Here is a 25,588-nt window from a genome sequence, read left to right as displayed (position 1 = left end):
ATATCGAAAGGGCCGCTCTTCGAGCGGCCCTTTCCTAGTTCACCAGCTTCGGGTGCCGAAGCTGAAACCGATGCTCGGGCCACCGCCGTAGTAGCCGTAACCGCGATCGTAGTAACCGGGCCCTCCATAGTAGCCGTAGCTGCGGCGGACCACGTAACCACCATCATCGTCGTCATAATAGCGCTGAACGTAGCGAGGGCCGCGGGTACGGTAGCAGCGACCGTATTCGTTGCAGACCAGGCGGACCTGATCGATGACGGAGGCTTCGGTCGAGCCGATGGCCGCGGAATTGAGCGGAGCGGCAACCGCCGCGGATCCTAGCAGCGCCGCGGCGACTGCGCCAAGTGCAATTGTTTTCATGGTCGTTTCTCCTGATGCGGATCATTCGATTTCTTCGATGATGCGACGGTCGCCGGGTTCGACGATGTAGGTACGGCTGTCGCGGTTGATGTACCGATACTCGCGAAGGGTCGGAGCTTCGCGATAGACTTCTTCCGGGAAGGCCTCGATCTCCACTCCCTCCGGCACGCGCTCGCCCGTCCGGATCTCGGTCCGGACCGAGCTGCCGGTGGTCACCCGCTTCTCCCGTTCGACCGGATGTGCCTTGGCGTGCTTGCGGACGACTTCTCGATCGCGCTCAGTGAACGTCGCCTTGCGCTGCTCCGTGCGCGCTGGCGCGGCTGCGGTCGAGCGGCCGGAGTACGGCACGACCGTCACGATCTTGTAGGTCGAAGGCTCGACGATCACGATCTCGTCCTTCACCAGCACGAAGTCGTAGCCGCGGTACTGCGGCAAGATTTCGACGACCTCGGCCGGCAGCGGCTGCAGGCGGACGTCGCGCGGCACGACGGCGCCCACCGAGAGCGAGAAGTTCACGTTGGTGAGCGGCTGCACGTTCAGGTGCGAAATCGACGCGCTGATGCGGGTCCGCTGCTGGTCGTTGATGTTCACCGATGCGTTCACGTTGGTGTTGGACGAACGATCAGCCGTGTTCTGCTGATTGTTGGGCTGCTGGGCCGTGTTGGTCGAACCGCTGCCCGTAGGCGATTGCGCCTGGTTGTTGCCGGAGGCGGATGGGTTGGCGCTTTGATTGTTTGTGTTCGAAGGCGGATTGGTCTGCGCCTGGTTGGAAGGCGTCGTTGTCTGGTTGGACGGCTGATTGGTCTGGGCCTGGTTGGTCGAGTTGTTTGAGGACGGTGCCTGCGTCGTGTTGGTGCCGGACCCGGAATTGGACGACTGGCCAGCAGCGGCCTGACCGCTCGACGCCGGAGACTGCGTCTGGGCCGAATTCGTCGAAGGATTGGCCGTCTGAGAAGAGGAGGACGAAGGCGAGGGCGCCGAGGTCGTGCTCGACGAAGACGGCGAGGTCGAGCTCGAATCCTGCTGCCGCTGGGTCGTCGAGGGGCTCGTAGTATTGTTAGGCGAAGATTGCGCAAAGGCCGAGGTCGCGATCGCCAGCGCGGCGGTGGTGGCCAACAGCAAACGCTTGTTCATGTGAAAACTCCCGATTATCAGATGCCGAAACTTTCAGCGATGGCTTCGGTTCCAAACCGGGAAAAAGCGGCAACCTCACTTCGTCTTTTCCGACCTCCTTTTTTGCTCTCCCGGAAAATATCTGCGTAAGCCTGCCAATTCCGATGTCGGGAAGAAGTGGAACTTCGAAGAAGGATGGAGGTTTCCCAACGCTAGTTCAGCAAGGGAGACGACCATGAAGAAACTGATCCTGTGCGGCGCGCTCGCCGCTTTCGCGTTGGGCACCCAAGCCGCGAGCGCCGCCGAGTTCTACATCGTGCGCGATGCGACCACCAAGAAGTGCACAGTCGTGGACAGCAAGCCGACGACCACCACCACGACCGTCGTCGGCAACGGCATCTACAAGACCCGCACCGAAGCGGACGCCGCCGTCAAGACCACGAAGGTCTGCACCGAGCAGTAATCAGCGCGCTGTCGCTTGACGGCCATGAAGGAGGACATCATGCCCGGATTGCTTTTGTGGGCCGTGACCGCCGTCATCGTCGTCGGTGGCGCCGGCTATTGGCTGGCTCACATGCACTAAGCAAACTGGCTTCCAACCGCCGGGGACGCGGTGCGGGCTCTTATTTGCGTGTGCCCTGAAAGCGGCCCCCGTGAGACCCCACAAGCCGACCGCCGCGAAATGCGAGCTCGCAAGCAAAGGCCCCAGCTTCGGGCAAGCGGGGGAGGAGCTGGGGTCTCGCGCATGATTGGCGCCCTGTCGGAGTACGCAAAGGGAAAACCCCGATGTGATCTCGACGGCATGAAAGACCGGCATGAACGGGAAGCGCTGGAAGAGACGCTCGCCTTGGCACTGGGATACTGCGTCGATAAATCAGGGAATGATCCCTACGTTCCAGGCTCGAAACAGATCATCCTCCAAGATCTGCTTGATGGTGCCGCGCAAAGGCGGATGATCCAGAAGCTCGCTCGCAGTTCAAATCCAAGCCGTTCGCGAGCTCGTTCTTGCGTTCGGCGGAACCTTCCCGCCCGACGCAGGTTCGCCACAAGTTCCCGGCGACGCACTTGAAGTCCCCAAGCAGCCTTTCGTTCACCTAGGGTTCGCTGATGCCACCGTCCGATCCAGCTAGAAGTTCTCACGATCGCCGCCAACGAAGACTGTTGATCGTGTTGGCTCTGGGGTTCGTCGTCTTCGGCGCCGCAGCGGCTACCCTGTTCTACCTCCTGCAGCCCGAGACCCTCCGGATCGCCGTCGGCCCCTCGGGTAGCGAAGACCACCAGGTGGTCCAGACGATGGCCGAGGCTTTCGAGGAGGAAAGCAGGACCGTCAGGCTCTCGCCCGTCACGACCGGCGGAGCGGCCGAATCCCTGGCTTTGCTAGGCGCCGGCAAAGCCGACCTGGCGGTCGGCCGCGGCGACCTGGGAATGCCGGCCGACGCGCAGACACTGGCCGTCCTGCGGAAGAACTACGTGGTCCTATGGTCGCCCTCCGGGCGCAAGGATTCCAGGAAAAAGGCAGCGAGTAAGATCGGAGAGATCGCCGATCTGGCCGGTCATAAGGTCGGCATCATCGGAAGGACGGGCGCCAACGTCGCACTCCTGCGGACAATTCTAGAGGGCTCAGGCGTGCAGCCCGACAAGGTTGCTACGGCTCAATTCGGGACCGATGAGATCGAGAAGCTCGGCAAAGACGCCACCCTCGACGCGTACCTCGCCGTCGGTCCGCTCGACAGCAAGATCACGACCGACGCCATCGCCACGACGTCCCGATCGCGCGGAGCGCCGAAGTTTCTCCCGATTGACGCGTCCGAGGCCATCGCCCTGAGGCACCCTCGGTACGAAGCCGAAGAGATCCCCGGCAGCGTCTTCAACGCGAACCCGGCCTGGCCTGAGGACAAGGTCGACACCATCAGCGTCAACCATCTCATCCTTGCCAGAAAAGAATTGTCCGAAGCCAAAGCTGCGGCCTTCTACCGGCAGCTTTTCGCGGTACGCGACACCATAAGCCAACGTGTCGCCGGCGCCGCGCACATCGCAAAACCAGAAACCGAGAAGGAGGCGGAGCCCTCCGTGCACCGTGGCGCGGCGGCGGTCATCAACGGGACCGAGCGGACGTTTCTGGACAAGTACAGCGACTATTTCTGGTTCGCGTTGCTTCTTCTTTCCGGCATCGGTTCGGCCGCCGCCTGGCTGCGTCGCTATCTGAATAGGGACGAACGGGACGACAACACCAGCCAGCGCAACCGCATCCTTGCCGTGGTCTCTGAGGTTCGCGGTGCCGGGTCCGAACAGGACCTAATGAGGTCGCAGCGCGAAGTCGACGCGATCATCGCCGAAGCGATCAAGTGCTACGACGATGGAGCGCTCGAACAAGAGGACTTGGCCGCATTCGGTCTGGTGCTTGAACTGTTCGATCATGCCGTCGCCCAAAGGCGGGCGGCGCTGCAGAGCGGTCCAGCCGACGAATCTCGCACGCCGGGTCCAACTCTTGCCTCCAGACGATAGCGCCCAGCGATACAGCGCAAAAGTAGGGGACTACTTTCTATCCTGGTTCAAACCCAGGCCGGGTCTCCCACCGCCGGTCCTGTTCATCCCTTCTGCAGCACCGCCGACAACGCTGGACCATCGTTCAGGATCGAAAAAACCTCCCGCGGCGACAGATGGGCAGCCGCCTGCTCGAAGCTATCGCTCGCGTCGACCTTGGCGCGTCCGACCGCCAGGTTGACGTCGACCGTGTCAGGCCGGGCGGCGCGAGGAGGTGACTGCTGCGCGAGGTGGAAGGCCAGGAGCGCGGCGTCTTCGCGCAGCTCCACCAAGGCCGGTCTTATGCCTACATCGATCGACCCGCTCAATTCGTTCGCTCGACGCAAGACGAGAGGCGGTTCTCTTTCCTCCGGCGTGGCAAACAATTTGCCGGAGGCGGGGGCGGCAGTCAGCGCCCCTATGGGAACGGCGAACAGGAGCCCCACGATGACCGGCGACATCCAGAGCAGAACGGGCAGCGAAACGGCGTAGGCGCTTGCAGCCATCACGACGCCGCACGCGGTCGGAACGCCGTATTTCCGATAGAGCTCGCGGCGCTCCACCGTGCCGTCGTCGCGCCTCTGCGTCTGCCAGCCCGCATCGCGGCCGGCCAGAATCTCGACGACCGCGATCGACTGAAAGATCATCATCACGGGCGCCATTAACGCGGATACGACGATCTCCGCGAAAACTCCGGCCAAGGCACGCAAAGCGCCGCCGAATTGCCTTCGCAACGATCGCCGCATCCAGACGAGGACCAAGCTAAGTAGCTTCGGCAACAGCAACAGACCCATGGTGGCGACGAACACCCAGATGGCGAGCACGGGATCCTGGGCCGGCCAGGTCGGAAACAATGAGAAGCCCTTCGGGAAATATTCCGGCCGTACGAACCGGGCCTGCAGAGAGATCAACATTCCCAGCAGCAGGAATAGCAGCCAGAGCGGCGCCGTTAGATAGGCCCCGATGCCTACCATGAAATGCAGGCGCGACACCCAATGCAGACCTCGCGCTGGGACCACGGCCAGATGCTGAAGATTGCCCTGACACCAACGCCGGTCGCGCGCGGCGAAATCGAGCAGCGAAGGCGGCACCTCTTCGTAGCTTCCACCGAGCGTCGGCAGCATGTAGATGCCCCACCCGGCCCGCCGCATCAGCGCGGCCTCGACGAAATCATGGCTGAGGATGTGCCCGCCGAACGGCTTCCGTCCGCGGAGCTGCGGCAGCGCGGCCGCTTCGGCGAATGCCTTTACCCGGATGATCGCGTTGTGGCCCCAATAGTTGCCTTCGGAGCCGTGCCACCAGGCGACGCCCGCGGCGATCAGCGGACCGTACAGGCGGCCCGCGAATTGCTGGACGCGGCTGAACAGGCTCCGCGCGTTGACGATCATGGGGAGCGTCTGGACCAGCCCGGCGGTCGGATTCGTCTCGATGGCATGGACCAATCGGACGACGGTCTGCCCGCTCATGAGGCTGTCGGCGTCGAGCACGATCATGAAGTCGTAGCCCGCGCCGAAACGGTTGATCCACTCGGAGATGTTGCCGGCCTTCCGCGCTGTGTTGTCGGCGCGGTGACGATAGTACAGCCGCGGCGTTCCGACGGCCTGTCGCAATGCAAGCAACGCCTTCTCCTCCGCGATCCAGATGTCGGGATCTGTGCTGTCGCTCAGAACGAACCAGTCGAACAGATTTCCTCGCGAGGTTCCCTCCAAGGACTCGATGATCGCACGCAGCCGGGCCGTCAACCGGTGCGGGTCCTCGTTGTATGTGGGAAGCAGCATGGCTGTGCGGCTTGCGATGACAGGCAATTCCGCACCAGGCGCGAAGGCGTCCCCGTCCGAACGTTGGGCCAGCAGCACGAAGAATCCCGCGACGGCGGACGCGAACGAAAAGGCGACCCAAGCGAGCAGGACAAGGAAGAGCGCCAGCACCATGGCTTCGAGGACGGTGACGCCGCCGACCTCCAGCACGCGATACATCTCATATCCCCCCGCCCCCGTGAGCGCCGCCGTGCAAAAGAGGATGAGACCGCGTCGCCAAGCCATCGTGGTGGCGACCGGCGCAGGGACGCGGTCCGGCACCCGGTCTTTTCCGAGATCGCCAGGCGCCATGGGAAGGGGAGACTCGCGCGGCAGCAGGCGTTGGGTCGCGATAGCGCCGGCAACCGGCCGCGGGGCCGTGCTCAGGGTGCCCATCGGTAGACCCAGACTTCCGACAAGGGCTTGTCGCCTTCGGCAAGGAACGCGCGCAGCTCGATCGGCTCGCCCTTGACCTGACACTGGAAGCTCAGCCGCCAGCCGCCGGTGTGGGGGTTGGGCTGCGTGACGATGTTCTTCACTTCCGACTTGTCAGCCGTCACCACACCTTTTACGCCCGCAGGGTCGATGCCTTTCAAGTTGTCGCCGACCAGATCGAGAACGAAGAGGCGGGCGTCTTCGCCCCTCGCGCCGATGCCGGTGCGCGTGAAGCGGGCGAGCGAGTGCGGTTTGGGATTGTCCGGTCCCCAATGCAGCCGATAGGTGTAGTTGTGTTCACCCTTGGCTTGCAGCGGGTTCTTAGGCCGCCAGAATGCGGCAATGTTGTCGTGGACCTCCTCCTTGGTCGGGATCTCGAACAGCATGACCCCGCCCTCGCCCCAGTCCCCGATCGGCTCCATCCAGAGACTGGGACGTTTTTCGAAGCTGGATTCGATGTCCTGATAAGCAAAGAAGTTTCTCTCCCGCTGCATCAACCCAAACCCGCGCGGATTGAGATCCTGGAAGGTGCTGATCTGGAGGTCTCGGGGATTGCTGAGCGGCCGCCAGAGGCTTTCGCCCTTCCCGTTGAAGATCGCAAGGCCGTCGGAATCGTGAACGGAAGGGCGGAAATCGTCGATGTCGTTGCGGTCGTTCGGACCGTAGAAGAACATGCTGGTCATCGGCGCGAGCCCGGCCCGCTGCACTTCGACACGCGGGTAGACCGACATCTCGACGTCAAAGACCGTCGTGTCCCCGGGCCGAACGGTGAATCGGTAGCTAGCCGCACAGCTTTTGCTGTCTAGCAAAGCGTGGATAACCAGCGCAGTCGCACCAGGCGCAGGCCGCTCCAGCCAGAAGGCCTTGAAGAGCGGAAATTCCTCGCCCTTGGCTTCGCCCGTATCGATCGAAAGGCCTCGAGCGGAAAGCCCATACGTCTGTCCCTTGGCGACGGCGCGGAAGTAACTCGCGCCCAGAAAGACGCAGACCTCGTCGTAGTAATCGGCCCGGTTCATCGGCGTGTGGATTCGGAAACCGGCGAACCCCAGATCGGCGTCCTCGAACCCTGGAACTTTGTCGCCGAAGGAGAAGTCCGCCTTGCGATACTTGATCTCGGTGGCCTTTCCGTCCGCGACCTCGAAGATGTTCACCCGGGTTTTATAGAAGAATCCGCGATGGAAGAACTGCGCTTCGAACGGGAGATTCTTGCCGCGCCAGAGCGCGCGCTCGGACAGGAAGCGGATCGAACGGTACTGATCGTAATCGAGGTCCCGCAAGCCGCTCGGCAGCTTCTCGTCGGGCGCCTCGTACGATTTGCTCGCCAGCATGCGGGCGAGGTCCCTCACGTTGGATGGCTCGAATGCGCCCTCCGACGGACCAATGGCGGCGAATCCGCTCCGCGAGGCGAGCAGCAACGCCGGCAGCACCGCCGACCCTCGAACAAGCTGGCGTCGATTCACGTGTCCTCCTACTCGCTACTGCTACCGCGGCCAAGCAACGACCGCAGCGCCCGCGAGTTCCACCGCCGGCCATCACTGGCCAGACAAGAAGCGAGCACCGGCCCAATCACAAGGAAAAGCAGCCGAAATTCAGAGATCCGGCCCTGACCTAAGATCCGTGAGAACATGGCGGAACGTCTTGGCTTCGCGAGCCTTGTCTGGTCGGAGGATGAAATGGCGCGAGTCTGGAATACACCGATCTTCGCTATCGCTACCGTTTATTTTGCCATCGATGCTCTGTTCTCGGCCGTCACGGGACCGATCACGGCGTGGCTGAGCAAGAAGAGCTTGCTGGAACGTGCTCGTCGCTGGGTCATGTCCTTGGGGCCCTATCAATCCTTCGCGCTGTTTGCGGTACCCGTGATCATTTTGGAGCCCGCAAAGCCCCTGAGCGCCTATCTGCTCGGTACCGGCCATTTTCTGCCCGGAGCGATCGTCTTCATCGGCGCGGAGGTCCTGAAGCTGACCGTTGTCGAAAGACTTTTTCAGCTGAACAAGGAAAAGCTCCTATCGATCCCTCTCTTCGCGTGGGGCCATGGGTACTGGCGACGTATGATGGATTTTCTGGAGTCTACCTCGGCATGGCGGACCTCTCGCCGAGCCCTCTGCGAGGCTTTGGAGCGGATCCGAACTCTGAAGTCGCGACTGCGATCCCAACTCCGCTCTGCCGAAGGGAAGATCAGGGGAGCAAGGGTGCCCTCGCCGCGCCGAGATGCTCGGCAGCGGCCCGCACGCAGGCTCCATGCTTTCGACGACAATCGGTGAATCCCGAGGCATCGATCGACCGTCCGTAGCCTGCGGCGCTCAGTCGGGCGCACACCCGCGGTACTGTCGCAATCGTCGTGTCGTCTGCGACAGGATCGAGGTCGATCAGAACATTCATTTCGTCGATGAAGGCAGACGATCCGCCCGTTGATCGTCGTGGTCGTCAAGAGGCGCCCCGTTGTCTTCTTGTCCGCAGTCCAAAGCGGCTTGGGCAATCGCGCAGCAGCAGCCGCGATGAAGAGGTTGATCTCTTTGACGCAAAACTCGACATACTCGCTCGTCAAAGCATCTGTTGGCACGTTCATAAGATCCGCCTCATCGGACGAACGGAAGTTTGATTCGAGCCTCAGTCAGCTGCGAGCCCAAGGGATCGGGCCGAAAGAGGATCTCTTCGCTGGAATTTGAGATGACACTCACGCCACGAACATACGAACGCCATGCCAGGGCTTATCGACTGCCAACACCAAATCCGGCTCTGTGCTGTCGCTGGAAAAACTTTGGTTGGTTCCTCCAAGGCAAAGGCCGGAGCCTCGAGTCAAACACAAGATCATCGGGGTTCCGAGCGTACATTTGTCAAGTCTCTGAGCCGCGGAAACCGGCTGTCCTTCTCCGAAAGAACCGCACTCGCAAGAGGTAGCGGCCACTCGATCCCGAGGTCGGGATCGCTCCAGAGAATGCCTCTGTCGCAGTCTGGTGCGTAATAATCGGTGACCTTGTAAAGGACCTCCGTATTCTCTTCGAGCGTCATGAAGCCATGTGCAAAGCCTGCAGGTACCAGAAGCTGGCTCCATGTCTCGGCCGAAATCACAGCGCTCACATGCCGGCCATAGGTCGGTGAGTTGGCGCGGATATCGACGGCGACATCAAAGATGACGCCGCGCACCACACGCACAAGCTTTGCTTGCGCGCGCGGCGGGATCTGAAAATGTAGCCCGCGCACGGTGCCTGTCGCAGCCGAGAACGAGTGGTTGTCCTGCACGAAGTCAAGATCAAGGCCATATTCCTGCAAGGCGCGCTTATTCCAGGTCTCGGAAAAGAAGCCTCGATGATCACTGAGTTTCGGTGACCGGATAAGCTTCACATCCGGGATGGCAAGGGACTGGATTTCGACTGTCATGGGAATTCCTTCTCAAGGATAATTGAATACGATCGCGGTCTTCACCATGAACCGTGTAAGCGCTGGCTATTACCAACTGCTGGCGAGCTGGCAGACCGATCAGGAACGGGGGAAGCGGCTTTGAGGCGATAGCCGAACAAAGTTAGGCTGCAGGCGCCCAAGCTCATGTCGGAAGCTGCTCAATCAAATCTTGTTCGCGATCACTGCCAACAGCATTGCGAGATTTGCGAGCGGCGTCTGCCGGTAAACTCCGGATCGCCAGAAGTTCCACAAGCGTCGCGGGAGGTTTTCCGATAGGCGCATCTCAACGAATCTCTCGAGAACACTCACGTTCTCCTCTGTGATGCGGTGTGATAGGTGGTGCTGCAGCACCCTGACATTGAGGGAATTCCAAACCCGCCACTGCCCCGCAAAAATCTTCTTTGCGCGATGAACGGCGGCCTGAAGACCCAAATTCGACCCAACCAAATTGTCCCGATGCTGACGATACCTCACGGAAGGTGTCTGATCATAGAAGACAGTCCCGCCTGCAGCAGAGACTGTAAGATAAGTCATCCAGTCATGGGCGACAACGATCTCGTCTGGCACATGCCGGAGTAGATCGCCGGCAAACCGATTGAAAACCATAGTGTTTCCCCCGCCGACATTTTGGACAAGCGCGTTTCGAAAGCTCGGAGGACGTTTGAATGCGGTCGAATAACCAAGATGGCGCCCTGCTTCATCAATCAGTTCAGTTCGCGAACAGTAGAGCGCGGGCTGGTCGCGCGGCACAGTGCGCAGCATGCTGATCGCTCGGTCGAGCTTTTCGGCATACCAAATGTCATCCTGATCGCTGAAGGCGAAATAATCCGCTTCAATTTTGCCATCGCACAACAGGCTTAAGAAGTTGGCCGCAGCTCCTGAGCGAGGGCCATAGCGCAGGGTCACTTCCTGCGACACGCCGCCCGCGAAGTCTTGAATTATATCGCGGGTTTGATCGCTGGATCCGTCATCCGAGACATGGACGGACCAGTTGGGGTGCGTCTGCTCGGCGTATGATTGGAGCTGTTCGGACAGGAACCGCGCGCCATTCCTGACGGCAAGCAGGATCGCGACGTGCGGGCGATACGTGTTTAGATCGCTTGTAACAGCGAAAGCCATTCGGCCACCTCTCATAAACGTGGCCCGCTTGCGCTAGCGACCATCCTTCTAGATTCGTCCCTCAGTGGTGTTGCCGCCAACGCCGGACGTAAATGCCTCAGAATGGAGCCACTTGTCTTCGCCGAGCGGCCGTCTCGACGCAATCGCCGACGCGCGCAAGGCGCCCCTCTCACACCAAGCGCTGGCAGCACTATCGAAGGCGGGACAGCAGCGAGATCAACTCGCCCTGTCGCTTGGTCGCCGTCCGTACAAACACGGCCTTGAGGTGATTGCGAGCTGTGCCCGGGGCAATGTTCATTTCGCGAGCGACTTCCTTTAGCGATTTTCCCATGACGAGGAGTCGTGCGAGATGTGCTTGAGCGCGCGTCAAGCCGAAGATCTCCATGAGGGACACTTGAGAAATGACGGGCACCTCATTGAGGTCCGTCAAGAGAAGAAGAGCGCCGGTGTCGCAAGATGAGCTTTGGCAGTTCCAATCCTGCCAGATGGCTTCGATAACGATCGGTCGACGGTCAGAAAGATGGATCACGACATGCGAAGAGAAAATCTTTTGCGAAGAGGACGCCAAGCGGACCCGATTCAGCAACTCCTCCAATTTGATGCGCGATTGCAGACCTCTGACATAAAGGCGCCGCGCCCGCACGAAGAGCTCGCCGTCAAAGAGCTTGGAGGCCTTGGCGCTCACAGCCAGCACAGAGCCGTTTCGATCCATCCAAATGGCTGGACAGTTGATAGCGTCGAGCACGCTGATGATGCTCGAATGCTCCTCTGAATCCACGGAGGACTGACAGACCGCGGCTCTTCCTGCGCACAAATCAAGCATTTCAACTCTACGCGTCGTTGGCCATGAGCAAACCTCCAAGCTTGCCTACAACCTGACGCTACGTGCGATTCAAGCGATTTCCGACAAGGAGCGGAGCCTTGTCCGAATCTGCGGCCTAGCGAGAATAAAGTTTCCCTTCGCAAGGCCGCAATCCGGAACAACGACGCGAGTGCCACGTTTGACCACTCGTTCCGTTTTCCGCCTCGCCAAGTCCGAGCGAATTTTGGACTAAAGCGCGATGAGATTGGATGAATCATCATCGCGCTTTAGGTTGTTGTGTGAGCATGATCTCCGCGCAAAGGCGTTCCGCGTTTGTCGCGAGGGAAAGCCGCGCCACACTTTTTCCGGATCATGCTCCTAAAGCGCGATAAGATTAGAAGAATCATCGTCGGGCTTTAGGTTGTTGTGTGAGCATGACCTCCGCGCAAACGCGTTGATGTCGCGAGGGAAACCCACTCGATACTTTGCGCTAACGCGGCCCTTCGCGGCCGGATCATTCTCTAATTGAGACCAGATGGCCTCAAGAACGAATGCCGGATCGTAGTTGTGCGCAAACCCGACTTACTGCCGCGCGTGCCGCTTTTATCAGCCTCGGACTAATCCGCGATGCGAACGGATTTGGCTGCGGCGCGGCGATCAGCCGCCTGAAAGCCGGCGCGGCTTTGTTGGTACGGGCCTTTCCAGATCGGCTAAGACAGCAAAACCGACGTCTGTCACTTTGTCTTGACCGTGTTTTCGGCCGTTGTTTTGGCCGTTATCTTGGAGTTTTCCTGGCGCATGAAGCGAACGACATCCTGCGGCGCGAGCTGGCGGCGCAGTGCCGCTCGGAGGGCGCCGAGACCGAATGCACGCAGGTCCTCGTTGAAGTCGCCCATCCGCGGAGACAGGGCAAGCGCCTCAATCCCCGCAGCTGCGGCGCGTTCGGTCAATGCCGCGAGCGCCATGTCGCCCGCGGCATCGGCGTCGTGGGCGATGTAGAGCCGGCGCAGCGTCAGTGGGAGCAGAAGGGCGGCAAGGTGGTTGGCTGAGAGTGCGGCAGTCATCGGCATGGCAGGCAGTGCGCTGCGCAGCGACAGCATCGTCTCGATGCCTTCGCCGACAGCGAGGATGTCGTCGGCCGTGCCAAAGCGGACGCCATGGCCGAGGAGACCGCCGAGGGCCCGGCGCGGCGTGTCGATCGGCGCCTTGCCAAAACCGTCCGGCGCGAGCCAGGTGCGATGCGCGCCGGTAACGATGCCGAAAAGATCTGTGACGGCGGCGATCATCGCCGGCCACGTCTCAGTCGTCGAACTCTCATCCGGACGATAGTAGCAGCGCGGATGAAAGCGCAACGCATCCGCATCGTGCACAGTTTTGATGCCGCGATTGCGCAAGTAGGTCTCAACGACCGTCCGGCAGATCGGTTGCGACATGGTGATCAGCCGCTGTGCCGCTTCCCGCGATCCGTCAGGGACAGGTGTTTGAGCAGGCTTTGGGCTGCGGCGAGGTCCTTCGCGCGGCAGGCTCAGAAAACGCCGTGCCTCCTTGGCGACATCGCGAAAGTCGATGAACCCGCAGCTCTCACGGATCACATCGAGGAGATCGCCATATTCGGCCGAGGCAGCATCGGTCCAATGCCCGGCGGCGCCGGGACCGGATTCCGGTCCGCTGAGCCGGACGAACATCGATCGGCCGGGCGTATTGCGGACGTCGCCCACCGTCCAGTAGCGGCCTTGGCGCCGCCCGTTGGAGAGGTAATGGCGGCATACCGCCTCAGCCTCACGGGCGAGGCGGCGTGCCAGCTCGGAAGCGTCGCGGGACATCACGCAACCCTCCGCCGCGCGAAGGGATTATGATCCTGAGGGGCTGTCGATCGTCTGTGAGACAGCCCGCAATCTCGAATACGCAACATAATTTGCCGCGCAACATAATCAGTCCATTTGCTGGCGGGCCCGCCGACCGTGTTCTGCATGGCATGGGACCTGTCGAAAGCAATCACTCCGTCGAAGGCGGAGCCCAACCGTTGGACGATCCGCCTAACGCGCGAAAGCTTCTCGCGAGGCTCATCGGTGCGCAGCGTGGCATAGGTCGTAAAAAGGATGCCTTCGGCGGGTCGGATTGGCGCACCCTTTCGGAAACGCGAGAGCAGCGTGACAAGCTTCCGCTCCATGCCAAGCGTGGAGGCGCAAACGGCGAGCTCGCGTGCGATTGGCGCCGAAAACTGCACAAGCGCCTGGCTCTCCTCCGGGCGATCCGTAGGGATAGGAAGAAGGCCCGCGATTTTCGAGAGAATCGGCAACGTGGCAATCGGCGATCCCGCCTTGTCAGTGATGGGCGCCCCATATTTGCAAAGGAATAGGACCGTTGCCGCCTCGCAGAGGTGATAGGCGGTTTTGCGATCCCAGGAGCCGGCGGCGCCAGTGACGCCGAACGCAGATTCCATGACGCTGCGCAAAATTTTGGTACCGATGAGAAGGCCGTGCTCGAGATTGGGGAGGAGAAACCGCGCGGCACGATGGACGAAAGAGGCTGATGTGAGCGTTGCATTGGCGGCAACGGCCGCCATACGATCTGATGGCTTGAACATGTGAGAAGACCTACGGAGAGCGATTGCGCCATGAGCCGTCGGCGCTCTCTCTTGATCCGACCGGCTCAAACTCTCCTTGGCCTGCTCTTCCTCTCATCACCGCTGGCTGCATCGGCGGAGGCTGGACAAAGCCAGGCGCGCGCTGGCCCAGCCAGGAAGAGCTTGTGAAGAAGTGCGAGGGACGGGAGCCCCATCCCTCGCCGTGGCGTCACTCTGCGACTTGCGACGAATCTTCCTCGCTGCGCGTCGTGTCCTCCTCATCCTCGACATCGATGAGAGATCCTGGAAGCGGTTCGGCTTGAGCGCTTTACTCAGTTCGGAAGGAGCGCGGTCTCGGCAAGGCGCAGCGGCTCGGCAAACAGCCCGTATCATCGAGAAGACGCCTCGCCTTATTCGCCATACCTGTCTTCTTGAGCTGATCAATGAGCTGTACTTAAGGTTTCCCCCTTCGCTCCCGAACCGCCTCCAGACTATGGCGTTGGTCATCCGCCACTCATCTCTCTCCTCCCGCAACGGGTAACAAACGGTTCACGCCGCCTCACTCTCCGCCGCCTCCATCGTCTCGCCCGAGACCGCATCCGGCAGAAAACCGAGGATGTAATCGGCCGCCTTGCTGGCCTGGCTTGCGGCACGGACAATCGCCCGATTGTCCTCTCGCAGAACCTCGAGCCACGAGGCGATGTAATCGGCATGCCGTACCGTCGGGACGATGCCGAGCGAGGCACAGGAAAACGCAGCGGACAGCTCCGCTATCAATTCCTCAAAGGCGTACTTCCTGGTACCAAAAGAGCCGCTAAGATCGCGGTTGAGCCGTGAGGAATGACCGCTTGCATGGCCAAGTTCGTGGAGCGCGGTGCGATGCCAATTGATCGGCTCGAAGTAGGCTTGCGGCGGCGGCACCTGCACGTAATCCTCCGCCGGTACATAGAAGGCGCGATCGCCGCCAATGCGGAATTCAATGCCGGTCGCCTTGATCAGGGCTTCGACAGTTGGCTCAATCAGCCCTTGCGGCGGAGGGGGCGTGGTGGCCACGATTTCTGCAGGCAAGCCGTCGCACTGATCGGTATTGAAGACTGTGAACTGTTTCAAGAACGGGATTGCCTGCGCTTCCTCTCCGGTACTGGCGGCTCGCAGCTTCTCATCCTTCGGGATGAAGCGATCTGCATAGACCACAGTTGTGCCGCGCTCGCCCTTGCGCACATGGCCGCCGAGCGTTAGCGCCTGGCGAAAGGTCAGCCAGCTTTGGCCAGCGAATCCACGCTCGATGACCGCGCCCCAAAGGATCAGGACGTTGATGGCGTGGTATTGCCGGCCAGTCGCGGCGTTGCTTGGCATGACGAGCGGCGCCTTCGCCGCCGCGGTCCCCCAGGGCTGCACCCATGGCACACGACCGGCCTCGAGCTCGGCGATGATCTTGTCGGTGATTTCGTCATAAAGGCCTGTTCGGTCCTGGCCGGTCCCGATCCGAGACTGTCGTCTGGACATCGCTTTTCTCCGAGAACGGGCACCGTCGAGCCTCTCTCGCGGCTATGAACCCGTCACGGCGATCAGGACCTCCCCTCTTCCTCTATGAGGCTGCCGAAGCAAGACGCGGATCTGACCGCGCTGCGACGGCAGGCTAGCGCCTGGCGGCAGATGAATGGCGCAGCTCCAACGGAGCCACGAAACTCAGAGGTGCGGAAGCAAGCGGAGCGGTGAGTCTGGCGCCGCCCTTTGGCTTGGATGCGGGACCGATAGCAGTCCCAAGACGGATGAAATGAGTCCCGCGGGGACGGTCAGCTGAGTGCCGCGTGGACGCGACGGGATCTGGAAGAGAGCATTTCGGGCGACTATTCATCGCAAGGATCAAAGCGCGCTCGCCGACATCCGGGCCCACTCAGACAACAAGCTGCTGACTGCAGGAAAAATGATCGGCGCGGAGCTAGGCGCAGATTCCCCGTGCAATCACCTGATCGGCGCGTCGAATTTGAGATCGAATAGGCCTGAGGTGTGTGAACCATGCCAGTTTAAAACGGATGTTGTCCCGACAGCTGCAACATCGTTCGAACCCGGCTGGCTCGGGTAAGCCTAAGCTAAGCCAACCGCGATGCCGGTCCCACGAATTGCAGCACGCCAAAAAAACTGACTTACGAGATTGACGGGGATCTCTGGAGGGAAAATCTGCTCGACAGCAGCAGGAAACGCAGAATGAGAAAGCCCGCGTAGACGGTCGTGCCAACTGACAAGCCAATCCAGATACCAATGGCACCCAGCCCGATCTTCAAACCAAGTACGTAGCTAAGACTGAAGCCGATCGCCCAATTGGCTATGCCGGCGAACAGAAGCGGGACGCGGGTGTCCTTCAATCCGCGCAAGCCGCCCGCCGCAATGTGTTGCGCGGCATCACTGATGAAGAAGCTCGCGCCGATCAAAAGAAGATTTGCCGCCAATTCCGCTGTCGCGCCAGCGCCGTCAGTCGTCTTGTCCAGAAAAAGACCGGTAATTTCAAAACGCATCGCGATGACTGCGGTCGTCAGCATCGCAGCAGCCAGAATGCCAAGCAGTATAGCGATCAGCCCCGCCCTTTTGACGCCGGCAGCGTCGCCGCGGCCGACCGCATGACCGACGCGCACGGCTGCCGCCGTGCTGATGCCTAACGGAACCACGTACAGCATCAAGTCAACCTGGAATGCGATCTGATGGGCAGTGAGTGCGCTGATGCCGACGAGGCCCGCCAGCAGTCCCGCGGCCGAAAACAATCCGTACTCCAGCAGAACAATGAATGCGATCGGAATCCCGGTCACGATCAGCCGTCGCATGAACGGCCAATCGAAATGCCAGACATGTGCAAGTACCTGATAATCACGGAAAGGGCGGCGTATTGTGGCGAACCACAAAACGGCAAGGAACATCATAAAGTTCACGAAGGTGCTCGCAAGACCGGCTCCGAACAGCCCAAGCGGCGGCAGGCCAAACTTCCCGTAGATCAAGAGATAAGCCATAAGGGCGTTGACGGGGATGGCCCCAAGCGTAATCCACAACACCGGATGCGGCCGGTGAACCGCGGCCATGAAGTTGCGGAAACCCTGAAACCACAGTGCCGGCACCACGCCCCAGGCTAGTCCGAACAGGTATTGCTGCGCGAGCCGCGCCACATCGCTCGCCTGGCCGAAAGCGACCAGTATTTGCTCTCCGTGTAGCGCAAACGCCATGATCGGGAGCGAAAGTAGCAGCGCGGCCCAGAGCCCCATGCGCAGCGTGCATCTGACCGCGGCAAGGTCTTTTGCTCCGAATGCCTGAGCTGCTAGCGGCGCGATCGGGGCCAGCAAACCAATGCCGAGAGTGAAGCCAATGAGGAAGATCGTGGCCCCCAGCGCTGCCGCAGCAAGCGCCTCAGGGCCGATGCGTCCGATGAAGGCAAGATCCGTCGTCATCATCGCGACCTGCCCCAGCTGCGTCAATACCATCGGCCATGCGAGCTTCGCAACCTCGGCGAACTCGATTGCTAGCTGATGGTATTTCCCCCGTATCGTCGGTTTAGGCTGCAAGGTCGGTTTTTTGACTAGCTTGTGCATAGAAATGACACTGTCCGGTTAGCGTCGTCGCTCCCATCACCTCTGTTTCACAGAGAGGAGGATCCGCGTCCCCGCCCTAAAACTCACGATGGCTACTGAGGCGAGCTGACATCAGCCATTGTTCAGGTCTGTTACAGATGAACCGCGCCAGCGCGATAGATGAGCTCGAGCCCCGCCCACTTCTCGCCGACCACTGAACGCAGCTCGGTCAGCTCGACCTTCGCACTACCTTTTGCGTCAAGGAGATGCGGCCGGTGGCCTGCATGCCGAAATGGTCGATTCATCGCACGTGGGTATCGGCGCGAATTGGATCCTGGCGTGTGCTCGAACTAGCCGGGAAAATCGCGCACCAGCGCACAGCCGACGGGACCTGTTGAAAGTCCCGATGCCACATTCCACGCGTACTGGTCGGTGATATCGTCGGTCACTGTGAATCCTTGCGTCCTGAATGAGTCCCTATTTTCAAAACTCATGCCAACGCGAAAAACCTTGGATTAGAAGGCGATCTGCCTCAAGCGGACGCGTCGTGGCCCTGACAGCATGTCGCAACTCCGACAGCCGGGATCGGGAATGCTTGATCGTGATCTTGCAGTCGTTTGCGACAAGACGTTCGGGCGAGGCCCGACGCTTCCTGTCTTCTGCATCGACCGCTAAAGCGCGATGGATTAGGATGAATCATCATCGCGCTTTAAGTTGTGGTTTGAGCATGATCTCAGCGCAAAACGCGTTCCGCTGATATCGCGAGGCAAAACCGCTCCACACTTTGCGCTAACGCGGCCCTTCGGGTCCGGATCTGCTTTTAGCCCTCCTTGAAGCGTGGCTGCAACGCAGCCACGAGGAGATGTATCGGTGTGCAGCAAGGTAAGGCGCGGCAAACCACAAGGGAGGCTGTTGCAGATGCGCAAGCATAGCGTCCCGCCTTGGGCGGACGCTAGCGACGACAGTCCTTGAGTTTGCTTAATAAAGGCGCACCCAGGGAGGAGCCCGTGTCAGCGCCGACGCGGCGCGGCGGGACCTTATTCCCGAACGTCTTCGACGAGGGGCACATCTTTGTTATGCACTTGTTACGCGCGAGGGATCGAAGCCGCACGGACGAGACGCGACGCGGCTCGTTTCACGAGAGCCCGGTGCGGCCGGCCGCACGCGCAGCAAAAGCTCAGAACGGAAAAGTTAGGCACGCGAAAGCTGGACTTCCTCTCTGGCCTTTACCTCGGCATCATAAATTCTGACCTGAAGCATGGGAAAGCGCTGCTTTAGCTCCTTCGCTGCGGACCAGGCCCCGTCTTTGGTGGCAAATTCGGTTTTCAATTGGCCATCCACTTCGAGAGCATAACCGGAGGCGGGAAGTTTTGTAGAGGCTGCGACCATTTCATTCCTTTGGCATGTTGGTCTCATCGACGAGGGCTGCTTAACCTGAGTCGCCCGGCCCTCGCCAGTCGCGTTGGATGACCGGCATCTGTCGCCAAAATAAGGACGGAAGCGCACAGCCCGGGCACCCGGGTTGCCGACGGGGAACAGGGAATTCGTGTCTTCAGGCCCGCTGAGGGACACATCTTCGCGCAATTTAAGCCAGAGCAGCGAAATTTGGGCTGCTGACGACCGGCGCCCAGTCGGGGCCTGCATCGTCCTTTTGCCGTAAACGAATCGCCCATATATTCGAAAAATGGGAGGTTCTGCGTTCGAGCCTGGCCAGATTACGAAATTGGGGAATTCGGCCGCACAGCCAGTTGCCGGCGGCATCGTAGGCGCTTCCTTGCGCTTTCTAACCGGAGATGCGGCGTGACACTTCAGATCATCCTGCTCATGCATCCAGAGGATGCATCATGAGCGAGCTCACGCAATCGATGCAGCCTCGCAGGGGTACCGATGAAGCCATCGTCCTCGTCGTCGACGACGACATTTCGATGCGCGAGGCTCTCACAAATCTTTTTGAATCGGTGGGCCTTCGGGTCGAGGCTTTCGGCTCGGCGGCGGAGATTTTGCAGGCCAACCCGCCCGAGGTGCCGAGTTGCCTCGTGCTCGACATCCGTCTACCGGGATCGAGCGGTCTCGAGCTGCAGTTGGATCTCGCCAAGGCTAACATCCACACACCCATCATCTTCATCACAGGTCATGGCGATATTCCCATGACCGTCCAGGCGATGAAGAGCGGTGCGGTCGACTTCCTGACCAAGCCGGTACGCGACCAGGACCTGCTCGACGCGGTCCAGGCCGCCATCGAACGGGACCGCAAGCGGCGCGATCTCGAGAAAACGGTCTCCGAGCTGCGATCCCGCCTCAAACAACTGACCCCACGCGAGCGCGACATTCTGCCCCTGGTCACATCCGGCCTGTTGAATAAGCAAGTGGCGGGCGAGCTTGGCCTAGCGGAGATTACCGTCAAAATCTATCGCGGGCAGGTCATGCGCAAAATGGGCGCCAAGTCGCTGGCCGAGCTCATAAAAATGGCCGAAGCGCTCGGAATTTCCCGAAGCAAAGGGGACGTACAAACCTAAGTATGATTTTCAATCCTGCGCCGCGCCCCCACACTTCATTGCGCGGCCGCGACCGCGGCAGGCAGTTCCCGGATTACGAGCCATCATCTTGTCAATGCCATCTGTTATCTCGGTCATCGACGATGATCCATCCGTTCGCGCCGCAACAACCAACCTACTGACATCGTGCGGATATAGCGTCCGCACCTTTACCTCCGCTGGTGAATTCCTCCGCTCGGCGGAACTGCACGATATGTCCTGCGTGATTACGGACATCCAGATGCCGTCGATGAACGGACTTGACCTGCTCAGACACATCCGCAGCCTCGGTCATCACATGCCTTTTATCTTTATCACGGCCTTTCCGGATGATGCCGTGCGCGCTCATGCAATCGAGGCCGGCGCGATCGGCTTCCTTGCCAAACCGTTTGCCACGCCAGCCTTGATCGAATGCCTGAAGATTGCGCTGAAAGGATCGGACGGCCCAGGCGGATGATGCCTGAGCCGCTGTCGCCCGCTCATGCGTGGTCCTCGTTCACCTCTGAATCAGCGGCTGGTACATATTGCGGCTCGGTCCTGACAAACATTCTCGAATGACCGGGCGGCGATACGGGCGCCCGAGCTTGCACCGGCCGTCCCTCGCTTTGCTGGATTATGCGACCGTTCGAACTCTAGGCGAGCAGTTGCTTCGAGCTCGCTGGCACGAGGTTCTTGCTGACGACGATCATGGGGTAGCTAGCAATCGATCGTGGTGCTCGCTCACGTCGTAACGATCCGCAACTTCAGAGAAGCGCCGAACAAATGAGAAGAACTGAAAACGACAATCTGGCGTTCACCAGTTTCGTATTTGTAAAGGTCGCTGTGGGTTACTCCCAACATAACGGCAGCAAAGTCCACGCGGTCCGGTATTTCGGGAATATCCAATTCTCGTAAAAGACGGCCAACCCAACCCATTCTTTCCCAGGCGATACCAATGAACAACCGCAGACAACAGCCGCGTCCTGCGAATGCAACGGGCGCTTCCTCGCCTTGCCGTCAAGGGGCAAGGCGAGGTCAGCGGTACTGCAGCTTCGGCCCTGCTTAGGCCGCAGGCGGGGGCCCGATTTCTTCAGACGCCCTGGACGGCCGCAGCCGCAACTTCACACCCTGCGGCATGGTCCCAGATCCGCGAGGGGTCAAAGAGCCACGAACTTCTTTTGACTTGGTCTGTTCCTGGCTTGGCGTTGGCGCTTTCTCTCCGTAAGCCCAAGATCCTGTCGTGCTGGTCATGTTCAGCTCCTTCAAATTGGCCTCTTTTGGCCTACTGCTAGACCGAGCAAGGCCCGTGCCAGCGCACCACGCACGCATTAAACGCATGATGGCGCTTCGCAATTGCTCGCATAGAGCAATCGCATACCCTGTTTTGGATCTCACACTTTGAGTGCCGCTGTCAGACTTCGAACAAAGAACGAGGGGACTGGCGCAGCTGGATCCTTCCAACAAGTCCAGGCTGACTTTTGCTCCAATTCAAGATTCCGCGCCGGTCCAAGATTTCGCTCCGTCCAAGATCTGCGCTCGGACATCAAACGCAGCCGCCTCTTTGAAAAACGGCGTTTCGATCATCTGACCCGCCTAGTCGCTCTTGACCGACCATCATCGACCGATTCTCATCCAACGAGACGAGAACACCGGTCGAGCTCAGAAGGAGGACAGGTGAGGCATCATCGACTTTGCTAAGACCTTGGGTTGGTCAAGTTGAGCCGGTGGCACTTAAGGGCAGGATCTATCGTGGAATTGCTGATCGATGGTCGCTCCGGCAATTCTTGTCGCCGCGTCTGCGGATTCTTGTCCGTTTTCTTGCGCTCGTCGCCGTCACCTTGGAGCGGCTTTCATCTCTGCTACGGCAGAACAAACGGGGCTAGCATGCTGCAACTTGACGCTACGTCCGATACAAGCCTCATCGGGAGCCCCTCTGGCATGAAATGGTTGCAGTAGTTGCAGCGTCAGGGCGTCTGCTACGTTCAAAGCACCATCACTTGCTCCCAGGTGATGTAGGGGCGGACTCGGCGTGACTTCCGATCCAGGCGTCGGTGCCGCCCCAACCAACTCTCTACGACAGATCGCAGGGAGCGCTGGGAAACCAGGGGGGCGCGGCTGTCTCGTGTTAGCTCCCGGAGGCATTTGGTTATCAGACTGTGGCGAGGCGAGACCGGTGCCTATCGATGATCAGCATTTCCGCAAAAGAATGAAGTTGAGTGGATGAAGCCGGCAAATAGGGCTTTGCGCCACGTGCTAATTCCAGGTCCTTATCCCCTCTCGGTGTTTCGGCCCGAGACCTGAACCTTGGCACGGGACGTGCAAACCCCTTGCTTACCGGGATTTTGCACCACCCTCCCGACCCCGCGTAACGCCGCCCGCGATCATTTCAAGCGGGCGGCGTTGCTGTTTCATCAGCCGAGAAGCCACACCGCGAGCGCCGCACACATAAATGTACAGCCTGTGACGAGCATTGCGATGAAGAAGCCCTGTACGCGGTTCATCGCGATTCCTCTTGTTTGCCCTTGCGCTCTACGAATGTTCGAAGCGGACAAGTGCCCCAAATCTGGCGAAACGTTTCGTCCGAATTGGAACAGAACGGCTTTCGGCTAAAAGCCGCAGTCTCCGTTCTTTGCACTTCGCTGGCTCCAAATACGGGGGTTTATTGTAGGCCGCTACTGCGGCGGCGTCCGCTTGCTGCCGCACGCCTTGCTCCGCCGCTTGAGTGAAACGCCGTCATCGACGACATCAAAATCAAGGCGTTGTGTTGGCTACCACGCCGCCGCTCTAAATTGTCAGTAACCTCACCAGCTCTTCTTGAATTCCGCCTTCAGGCTCATGTTCGTTGTGCCCTGTGCCGTCTCGCCGATCGCGCTGGAGATGGTTACACCATTGAACAGCTTCTGCTCGGCGCCGAACGTGCGCAGCCATTTGTCGTCGACGGTCGACATGGTCTGGCCGACGACAAAGCTTGTGCCGATCCCGGTGATCGTGACTTTGGCCGATTGATGAGTCTCGTAGTTGCGCATCTCCTGTCCGGCGCCCCCGAAGAGCGGCATCTTCCCCTGCTGAATCATGTTGTAGTCGACGTCCACGGCCAGGGTATAATCGTTCGATAGCGGCATCGATTTGGTGAGCAAGGCTTGGATGTTGCTATTCTCCGTGCCCGGATCGACGCGCGCTTTAACGACGGTTTTGTCCCAGATGACGCCGGCACCGGGCGCGGTTGCTGCAGCCCAGGCGCTGCCGGAGGATTGGGGCACGCTGCCACCATTAGCCGCCTTCTCCGCCAGCAATTCCAACATGGTCGCGGGCTCGCGCGCCACCGTCATGTCGCCGCCGATCCAACTATCCCAGAACGGCGAGATCGACTGCTTGACGGCCACGGCGGAGGAGCCGTTCGATTGCGTGCTGGATGACCAGTTCATACCGTCGCTGGGGGGCCCAGCTTGCGCGAGCCGCGGGGCCGCGGCAAATATAGACGCAAAAACGAACGTAGCGGCATGGAACGCCTGCTTGGCGCAGTCAAATCCTGGCTTGGAATCTCCAATCCTGACCGCAACAGATTCCGCGGCAAAATGAGTAGCGAGAAAGGACTTTGTCATTTCGAAGGTCCCGCGGACGGTGTTCTCGCATTTTGTTTACAACCTGACGCCACGCTCGATTCAAGCCTTTTCGCGCGAGCGTCTTAAGCGACGACCCAAGATCGCATCAGTAGATCGTAAGAGACAGCTGCGTCCATTGGAGAAGCTGTGACCAAAATTATCGAGGTTTGACAGAGCTCGCCGCCTGCTTGATGGTCGGGCTTGCCCCGCAAATGAGAGTTTCGCCGCGCCCCAGCACAAATGGCCGGTGAAGCTCTGTGCCCCCGCGTGTCCCAGCCATCCACCTCTTTCATGATGCGGTCGGTTATTATGGGTCTTCCAGACACGCCTACGACGTTCCCGACAAGCGCGCAGTGCGGATCCAAACCTTTCTGCCGGCTTGGTAACTCATATGGAAGTAGAGGGCTTGTCCGTTGCTCGCGATTTCGCAACTTGCAGATCGGCGAGATGAGCGAAAAGCACAGCGTGCTTGCACTGTCGGTCGCACAGCGATGCCTCACGTCGCAAATCATGACAGGGCATCAATAAGCGACAGGTGGAATTGGAATGGCTGACTGAGATACCGCAATTTGCGAAAAGCAGGTGTCGTACAGACAAAATGCGCTAAGCGGGGCCTGTTTGCTTGGATGCTCCTTTTGGGATTCGACCAATTTCGAGCTCGCCGGACCTGCACAATCTGCCGGCTTTTCAGTTCGGCACAGAGCTTGCTTCTGTGCACAACAACATCGCCGAGCCGTCGCGGTGATGGAGGGGCGGACCCGGCCCCGCCATGAACGACGTCGGGTTCGCCCCGCTCTGTCTTAATCGGGGCCGGGCAGCCAGCTACCGGACCGAACAATTTGAGACCGCTTCAGGCGCGTTCGGCTCATAGTCGTGTCGCATTTCTCGGAGAGACTAACAACACAAGGCGAAAACATGTTGTTCTTAGTTATTGGAAAGAAGCTCTGTAGTGGACGTAACGAATTCATGGCCAATTGTTCGCAATGACAGGCTATCCCATCAACCGACAGATAATCCCGATCGTGATTGCGGTCTGCGCATGGCTATTCACGGAGCCAGGCGGCATAGCGAGTGGGCCTCGACCCGCACAGGCCAGCGCTCCGTCGAGCGAGATCCTCGCCGATCCGGCCGCCCCTGATGACGTGGATGCGGATCATAAGTCAGTTGACGCTCGCTCATTGCCGAGTGGGAATTGTCGCGTCAGAAGCTCCCAGCTAAGCGTTGTCAAGCCTGGCGCGAACTATGCAGACGTCGTTCACGTATTCGGTTGCGCGGGCACTCTCACATCAAGCGAGATTGTGGAAGGCACCAAGTTCCAGCTATTTGCATGGAATGACGGGCGTATTTTGGCGCTGTTCGTCGACGGGAGGCTGTTGCTCGCATCGCGGTCTGCCCCATCATAAGGCATCTTTGGTTCTTGTAGCGTTGCTACGCATGCATTTTAATTTACGAGAATGGCGAAGCAGAGAAGCGAAAGAGCAGCCGGCCGCTTCTAAAGGTCGCTCCGGGCGGAATTGTTCGCCGCGTAGCTAGTCCGCAGATTAAACATTGGATCGCGCCAGCGCCGTGACGATCGACGCGCTACTTCGTTTGTCAGCTTCGAGACAATTCCGACAGACGGCAGCCGGCGCAAGGTTCAGTCTCAAACATGTCTGGAGCCCACGCTAGTTAGAAGCGGCGATTTCCCTTCGGCATGCTGTTTGCTTTGTCGTAACCAGCATCACCGTCCTCCCAGCCACCCGGTGATGTAGGGCGGACCCGAAGCTTTGGGCTCATCGCTGAGGGGCCGCCCGCTCTGTGATG

General features: G+C 59.9%; 17 protein-coding genes and 1 pseudogene. 5 read left to right on the top strand and 13 right to left on the bottom strand.

Translation table 11 applies throughout. From position 1 onward, the window contains the following. Positions 1-39 precede the first annotated feature (39 nt). Positions 40-360: a hypothetical protein gene (locus SO139_RS31880; protein ID WP_498541190.1), complete on the bottom strand. Its 321-nt coding sequence runs from the start codon at positions 358-360 to the stop codon at positions 40-42. A gap of 21 nt (positions 361-381) precedes the next feature. Then, positions 382-1,494, bottom strand: a complete 1,113-nt coding sequence (locus SO139_RS31875) for a DUF1236 domain-containing protein (protein ID WP_498541189.1) — start codon at positions 1,492-1,494, stop codon at positions 382-384. A 214-nt stretch (positions 1,495-1,708) separates the two neighbouring features. On the opposite strand from SO139_RS31875, the gene SO139_RS31870 reads away from it, so the two are divergent. Both SO139_RS31870 and SO139_RS31865 read left to right on the top strand, forming a co-directional pair. Continuing rightward, on the top strand, positions 1,709-1,936 hold the full coding sequence (locus SO139_RS31870) for a hypothetical protein (RefSeq protein ID WP_449382402.1): 228 nt from the start codon (positions 1,709-1,711) through the stop codon (positions 1,934-1,936). A 644-nt stretch (positions 1,937-2,580) separates the two neighbouring features. Further along, positions 2,581-3,978, top strand: a complete 1,398-nt coding sequence (locus SO139_RS31865; protein ID WP_498541188.1) for a TAXI family TRAP transporter solute-binding subunit — start codon at positions 2,581-2,583, stop codon at positions 3,976-3,978. A gap of 83 nt (positions 3,979-4,061) precedes the next feature. Here SO139_RS31865 and mdoH read toward each other — a convergent pair whose 3' ends face one another. Then, positions 4,062-6,188 carry a glucans biosynthesis glucosyltransferase MdoH gene (gene mdoH / locus SO139_RS31860; RefSeq protein WP_498541187.1) on the bottom strand — a complete coding sequence of 709 codons (2,127 nt, stop codon included), beginning with the start codon at positions 6,186-6,188 and terminating at the stop codon, positions 4,062-4,064. Continuing rightward, on the bottom strand, positions 6,176-7,687 hold the full coding sequence (locus SO139_RS31855; protein WP_498541186.1) for a glucan biosynthesis protein G: 1,512 nt from the start codon (positions 7,685-7,687) through the stop codon (positions 6,176-6,178). Before SO139_RS31855 ends, mdoH begins: the two co-directional genes overlap by 13 nt. A 165-nt stretch (positions 7,688-7,852) precedes the next feature. Between SO139_RS31855 and SO139_RS31850 the strand changes: the two genes are divergently transcribed. Beyond that, positions 7,853-8,491, top strand: coding sequence for a hypothetical protein (locus SO139_RS31850; protein ID WP_498541185.1), 639 nt, complete (start codon positions 7,853-7,855; stop codon positions 8,489-8,491). A 547-nt stretch (positions 8,492-9,038) separates the two neighbouring features. Here the strand turns inward: SO139_RS31850 and rfbC are convergent. The 8 genes and pseudogenes from rfbC to SO139_RS31810 form a co-directional block, all read right to left on the bottom strand. Next, complete coding sequence (gene rfbC / locus SO139_RS31845) at positions 9,039-9,608, bottom strand: dTDP-4-dehydrorhamnose 3,5-epimerase (protein WP_498541184.1); 570 nt, start codon at positions 9,606-9,608, stop codon at positions 9,039-9,041. 183 nt (positions 9,609-9,791) lie between these two features. Continuing rightward, the gene (locus SO139_RS31840; RefSeq protein ID WP_498541183.1) at positions 9,792-10,748 is read right to left on the bottom strand and encodes a glycosyltransferase family 2 protein; all 957 of its coding nucleotides are present in this window, start codon (positions 10,746-10,748) and stop codon (positions 9,792-9,794) included. Positions 10,749-10,938: 190 nt separating this feature from the next. Beyond that, entirely contained in the window at positions 10,939-11,526 is a 588-nt protein-coding gene (locus tag SO139_RS31835) for a helix-turn-helix transcriptional regulator (protein ID WP_449382395.1), read from the bottom strand. Positions 11,527-12,284: 758 nt separating this feature from the next. After that, positions 12,285-13,373 (bottom strand): DUF7146 domain-containing protein, encoded by a 1,089-nt coding sequence (locus tag SO139_RS31830; RefSeq protein WP_498541182.1) that lies wholly within the window; start codon positions 13,371-13,373, stop codon positions 12,285-12,287. Between the two features lie 92 nt (positions 13,374-13,465). Next, positions 13,466-13,732 (bottom strand): annotated as a pseudogene (locus tag SO139_RS31825) (strawberry notch-like NTP hydrolase domain-containing protein); the annotation flags it as partial. A gap of 933 nt (positions 13,733-14,665) precedes the next feature. Further along, positions 14,666-15,622, bottom strand: a complete 957-nt coding sequence (locus tag SO139_RS31820) for an ArdC family protein (protein ID WP_498541181.1) — start codon at positions 15,620-15,622, stop codon at positions 14,666-14,668. A gap of 641 nt (positions 15,623-16,263) precedes the next feature. Further along, entirely contained in the window at positions 16,264-17,691 is a 1,428-nt protein-coding gene (locus SO139_RS31815) for an MATE family efflux transporter (protein WP_498541180.1), read from the bottom strand. Between the two features lie 1,170 nt (positions 17,692-18,861). Then, on the bottom strand, positions 18,862-19,059 hold the full coding sequence (locus SO139_RS31810) for a hypothetical protein (protein WP_498541179.1): 198 nt from the start codon (positions 19,057-19,059) through the stop codon (positions 18,862-18,864). A gap of 455 nt (positions 19,060-19,514) precedes the next feature. Between SO139_RS31810 and SO139_RS31805 the strand changes: the two genes are divergently transcribed. Then, positions 19,515-20,186, top strand: a complete 672-nt coding sequence (locus tag SO139_RS31805) for a response regulator transcription factor (protein ID WP_498541178.1) — start codon at positions 19,515-19,517, stop codon at positions 20,184-20,186. Between the two features lie 88 nt (positions 20,187-20,274). Further along, the gene (locus SO139_RS31800) at positions 20,275-20,661 is read left to right on the top strand and encodes a response regulator transcription factor (protein ID WP_498541177.1); all 387 of its coding nucleotides are present in this window, start codon (positions 20,275-20,277) and stop codon (positions 20,659-20,661) included. Positions 20,662-22,984: 2,323 nt separating this feature from the next. Here the strand turns inward: SO139_RS31800 and SO139_RS31795 are convergent. After that, the gene (locus SO139_RS31795) at positions 22,985-23,512 is read right to left on the bottom strand and encodes a hypothetical protein (protein ID WP_498541176.1); all 528 of its coding nucleotides are present in this window, start codon (positions 23,510-23,512) and stop codon (positions 22,985-22,987) included. Positions 23,513-25,588 lie beyond the last annotated feature (2,076 nt).

The sequence above is a fragment of the Bradyrhizobium sp. UFLA05-89 genome (assembly GCF_059803475.1).
This window is presented reverse-complemented; position numbering and strand designations above follow the sequence as displayed.

Excerpts from the sequence above, each read along its gene's own strand:
- SO139_RS31795 (WP_498541176.1), bottom strand. The coding sequence starts at position 23,512 with ATGACGGTGGCGCGCGAGCCCGCGACCATGTTGGAATTGCTGGCGGAG.
- SO139_RS31865 (WP_498541188.1), top strand. The coding sequence starts at position 2,581 with ATGCCACCGTCCGATCCAGCTAGAAGTTCTCACGATCGCCGCCAACGA.
- SO139_RS31870 (WP_449382402.1), top strand. The coding sequence starts at position 1,709 with ATGAAGAAACTGATCCTGTGCGGCGCGCTCGCCGCTTTCGCGTTGGGC.
- rfbC (WP_498541184.1), bottom strand. The coding sequence starts at position 9,608 with ATGACAGTCGAAATCCAGTCCCTTGCCATCCCGGATGTGAAGCTTATC.
- SO139_RS31820 (WP_498541181.1), bottom strand. The coding sequence starts at position 15,622 with ATGTCCAGACGACAGTCTCGGATCGGGACCGGCCAGGACCGAACAGGC.
- SO139_RS31830 (WP_498541182.1), bottom strand. The coding sequence starts at position 13,373 with ATGTCCCGCGACGCTTCCGAGCTGGCACGCCGCCTCGCCCGTGAGGCT.
- SO139_RS31810 (WP_498541179.1), bottom strand. The coding sequence starts at position 19,059 with ATGGTCGCAGCCTCTACAAAACTTCCCGCCTCCGGTTATGCTCTCGAA.
- mdoH (WP_498541187.1), bottom strand. The coding sequence starts at position 6,188 with ATGGGCACCCTGAGCACGGCCCCGCGGCCGGTTGCCGGCGCTATCGCG.
- SO139_RS31805 (WP_498541178.1), top strand. The coding sequence starts at position 19,515 with ATGAGCGAGCTCACGCAATCGATGCAGCCTCGCAGGGGTACCGATGAA.
- SO139_RS31880 (WP_498541190.1), bottom strand. The coding sequence starts at position 360 with ATGAAAACAATTGCACTTGGCGCAGTCGCCGCGGCGCTGCTAGGATCC.
- SO139_RS31840 (WP_498541183.1), bottom strand. The coding sequence starts at position 10,748 with ATGGCTTTCGCTGTTACAAGCGATCTAAACACGTATCGCCCGCACGTC.
- SO139_RS31850 (WP_498541185.1), top strand. The coding sequence starts at position 7,853 with ATGGCGGAACGTCTTGGCTTCGCGAGCCTTGTCTGGTCGGAGGATGAA.
- SO139_RS31875 (WP_498541189.1), bottom strand. The coding sequence starts at position 1,494 with ATGAACAAGCGTTTGCTGTTGGCCACCACCGCCGCGCTGGCGATCGCG.
- SO139_RS31815 (WP_498541180.1), bottom strand. The coding sequence starts at position 17,691 with ATGCACAAGCTAGTCAAAAAACCGACCTTGCAGCCTAAACCGACGATA.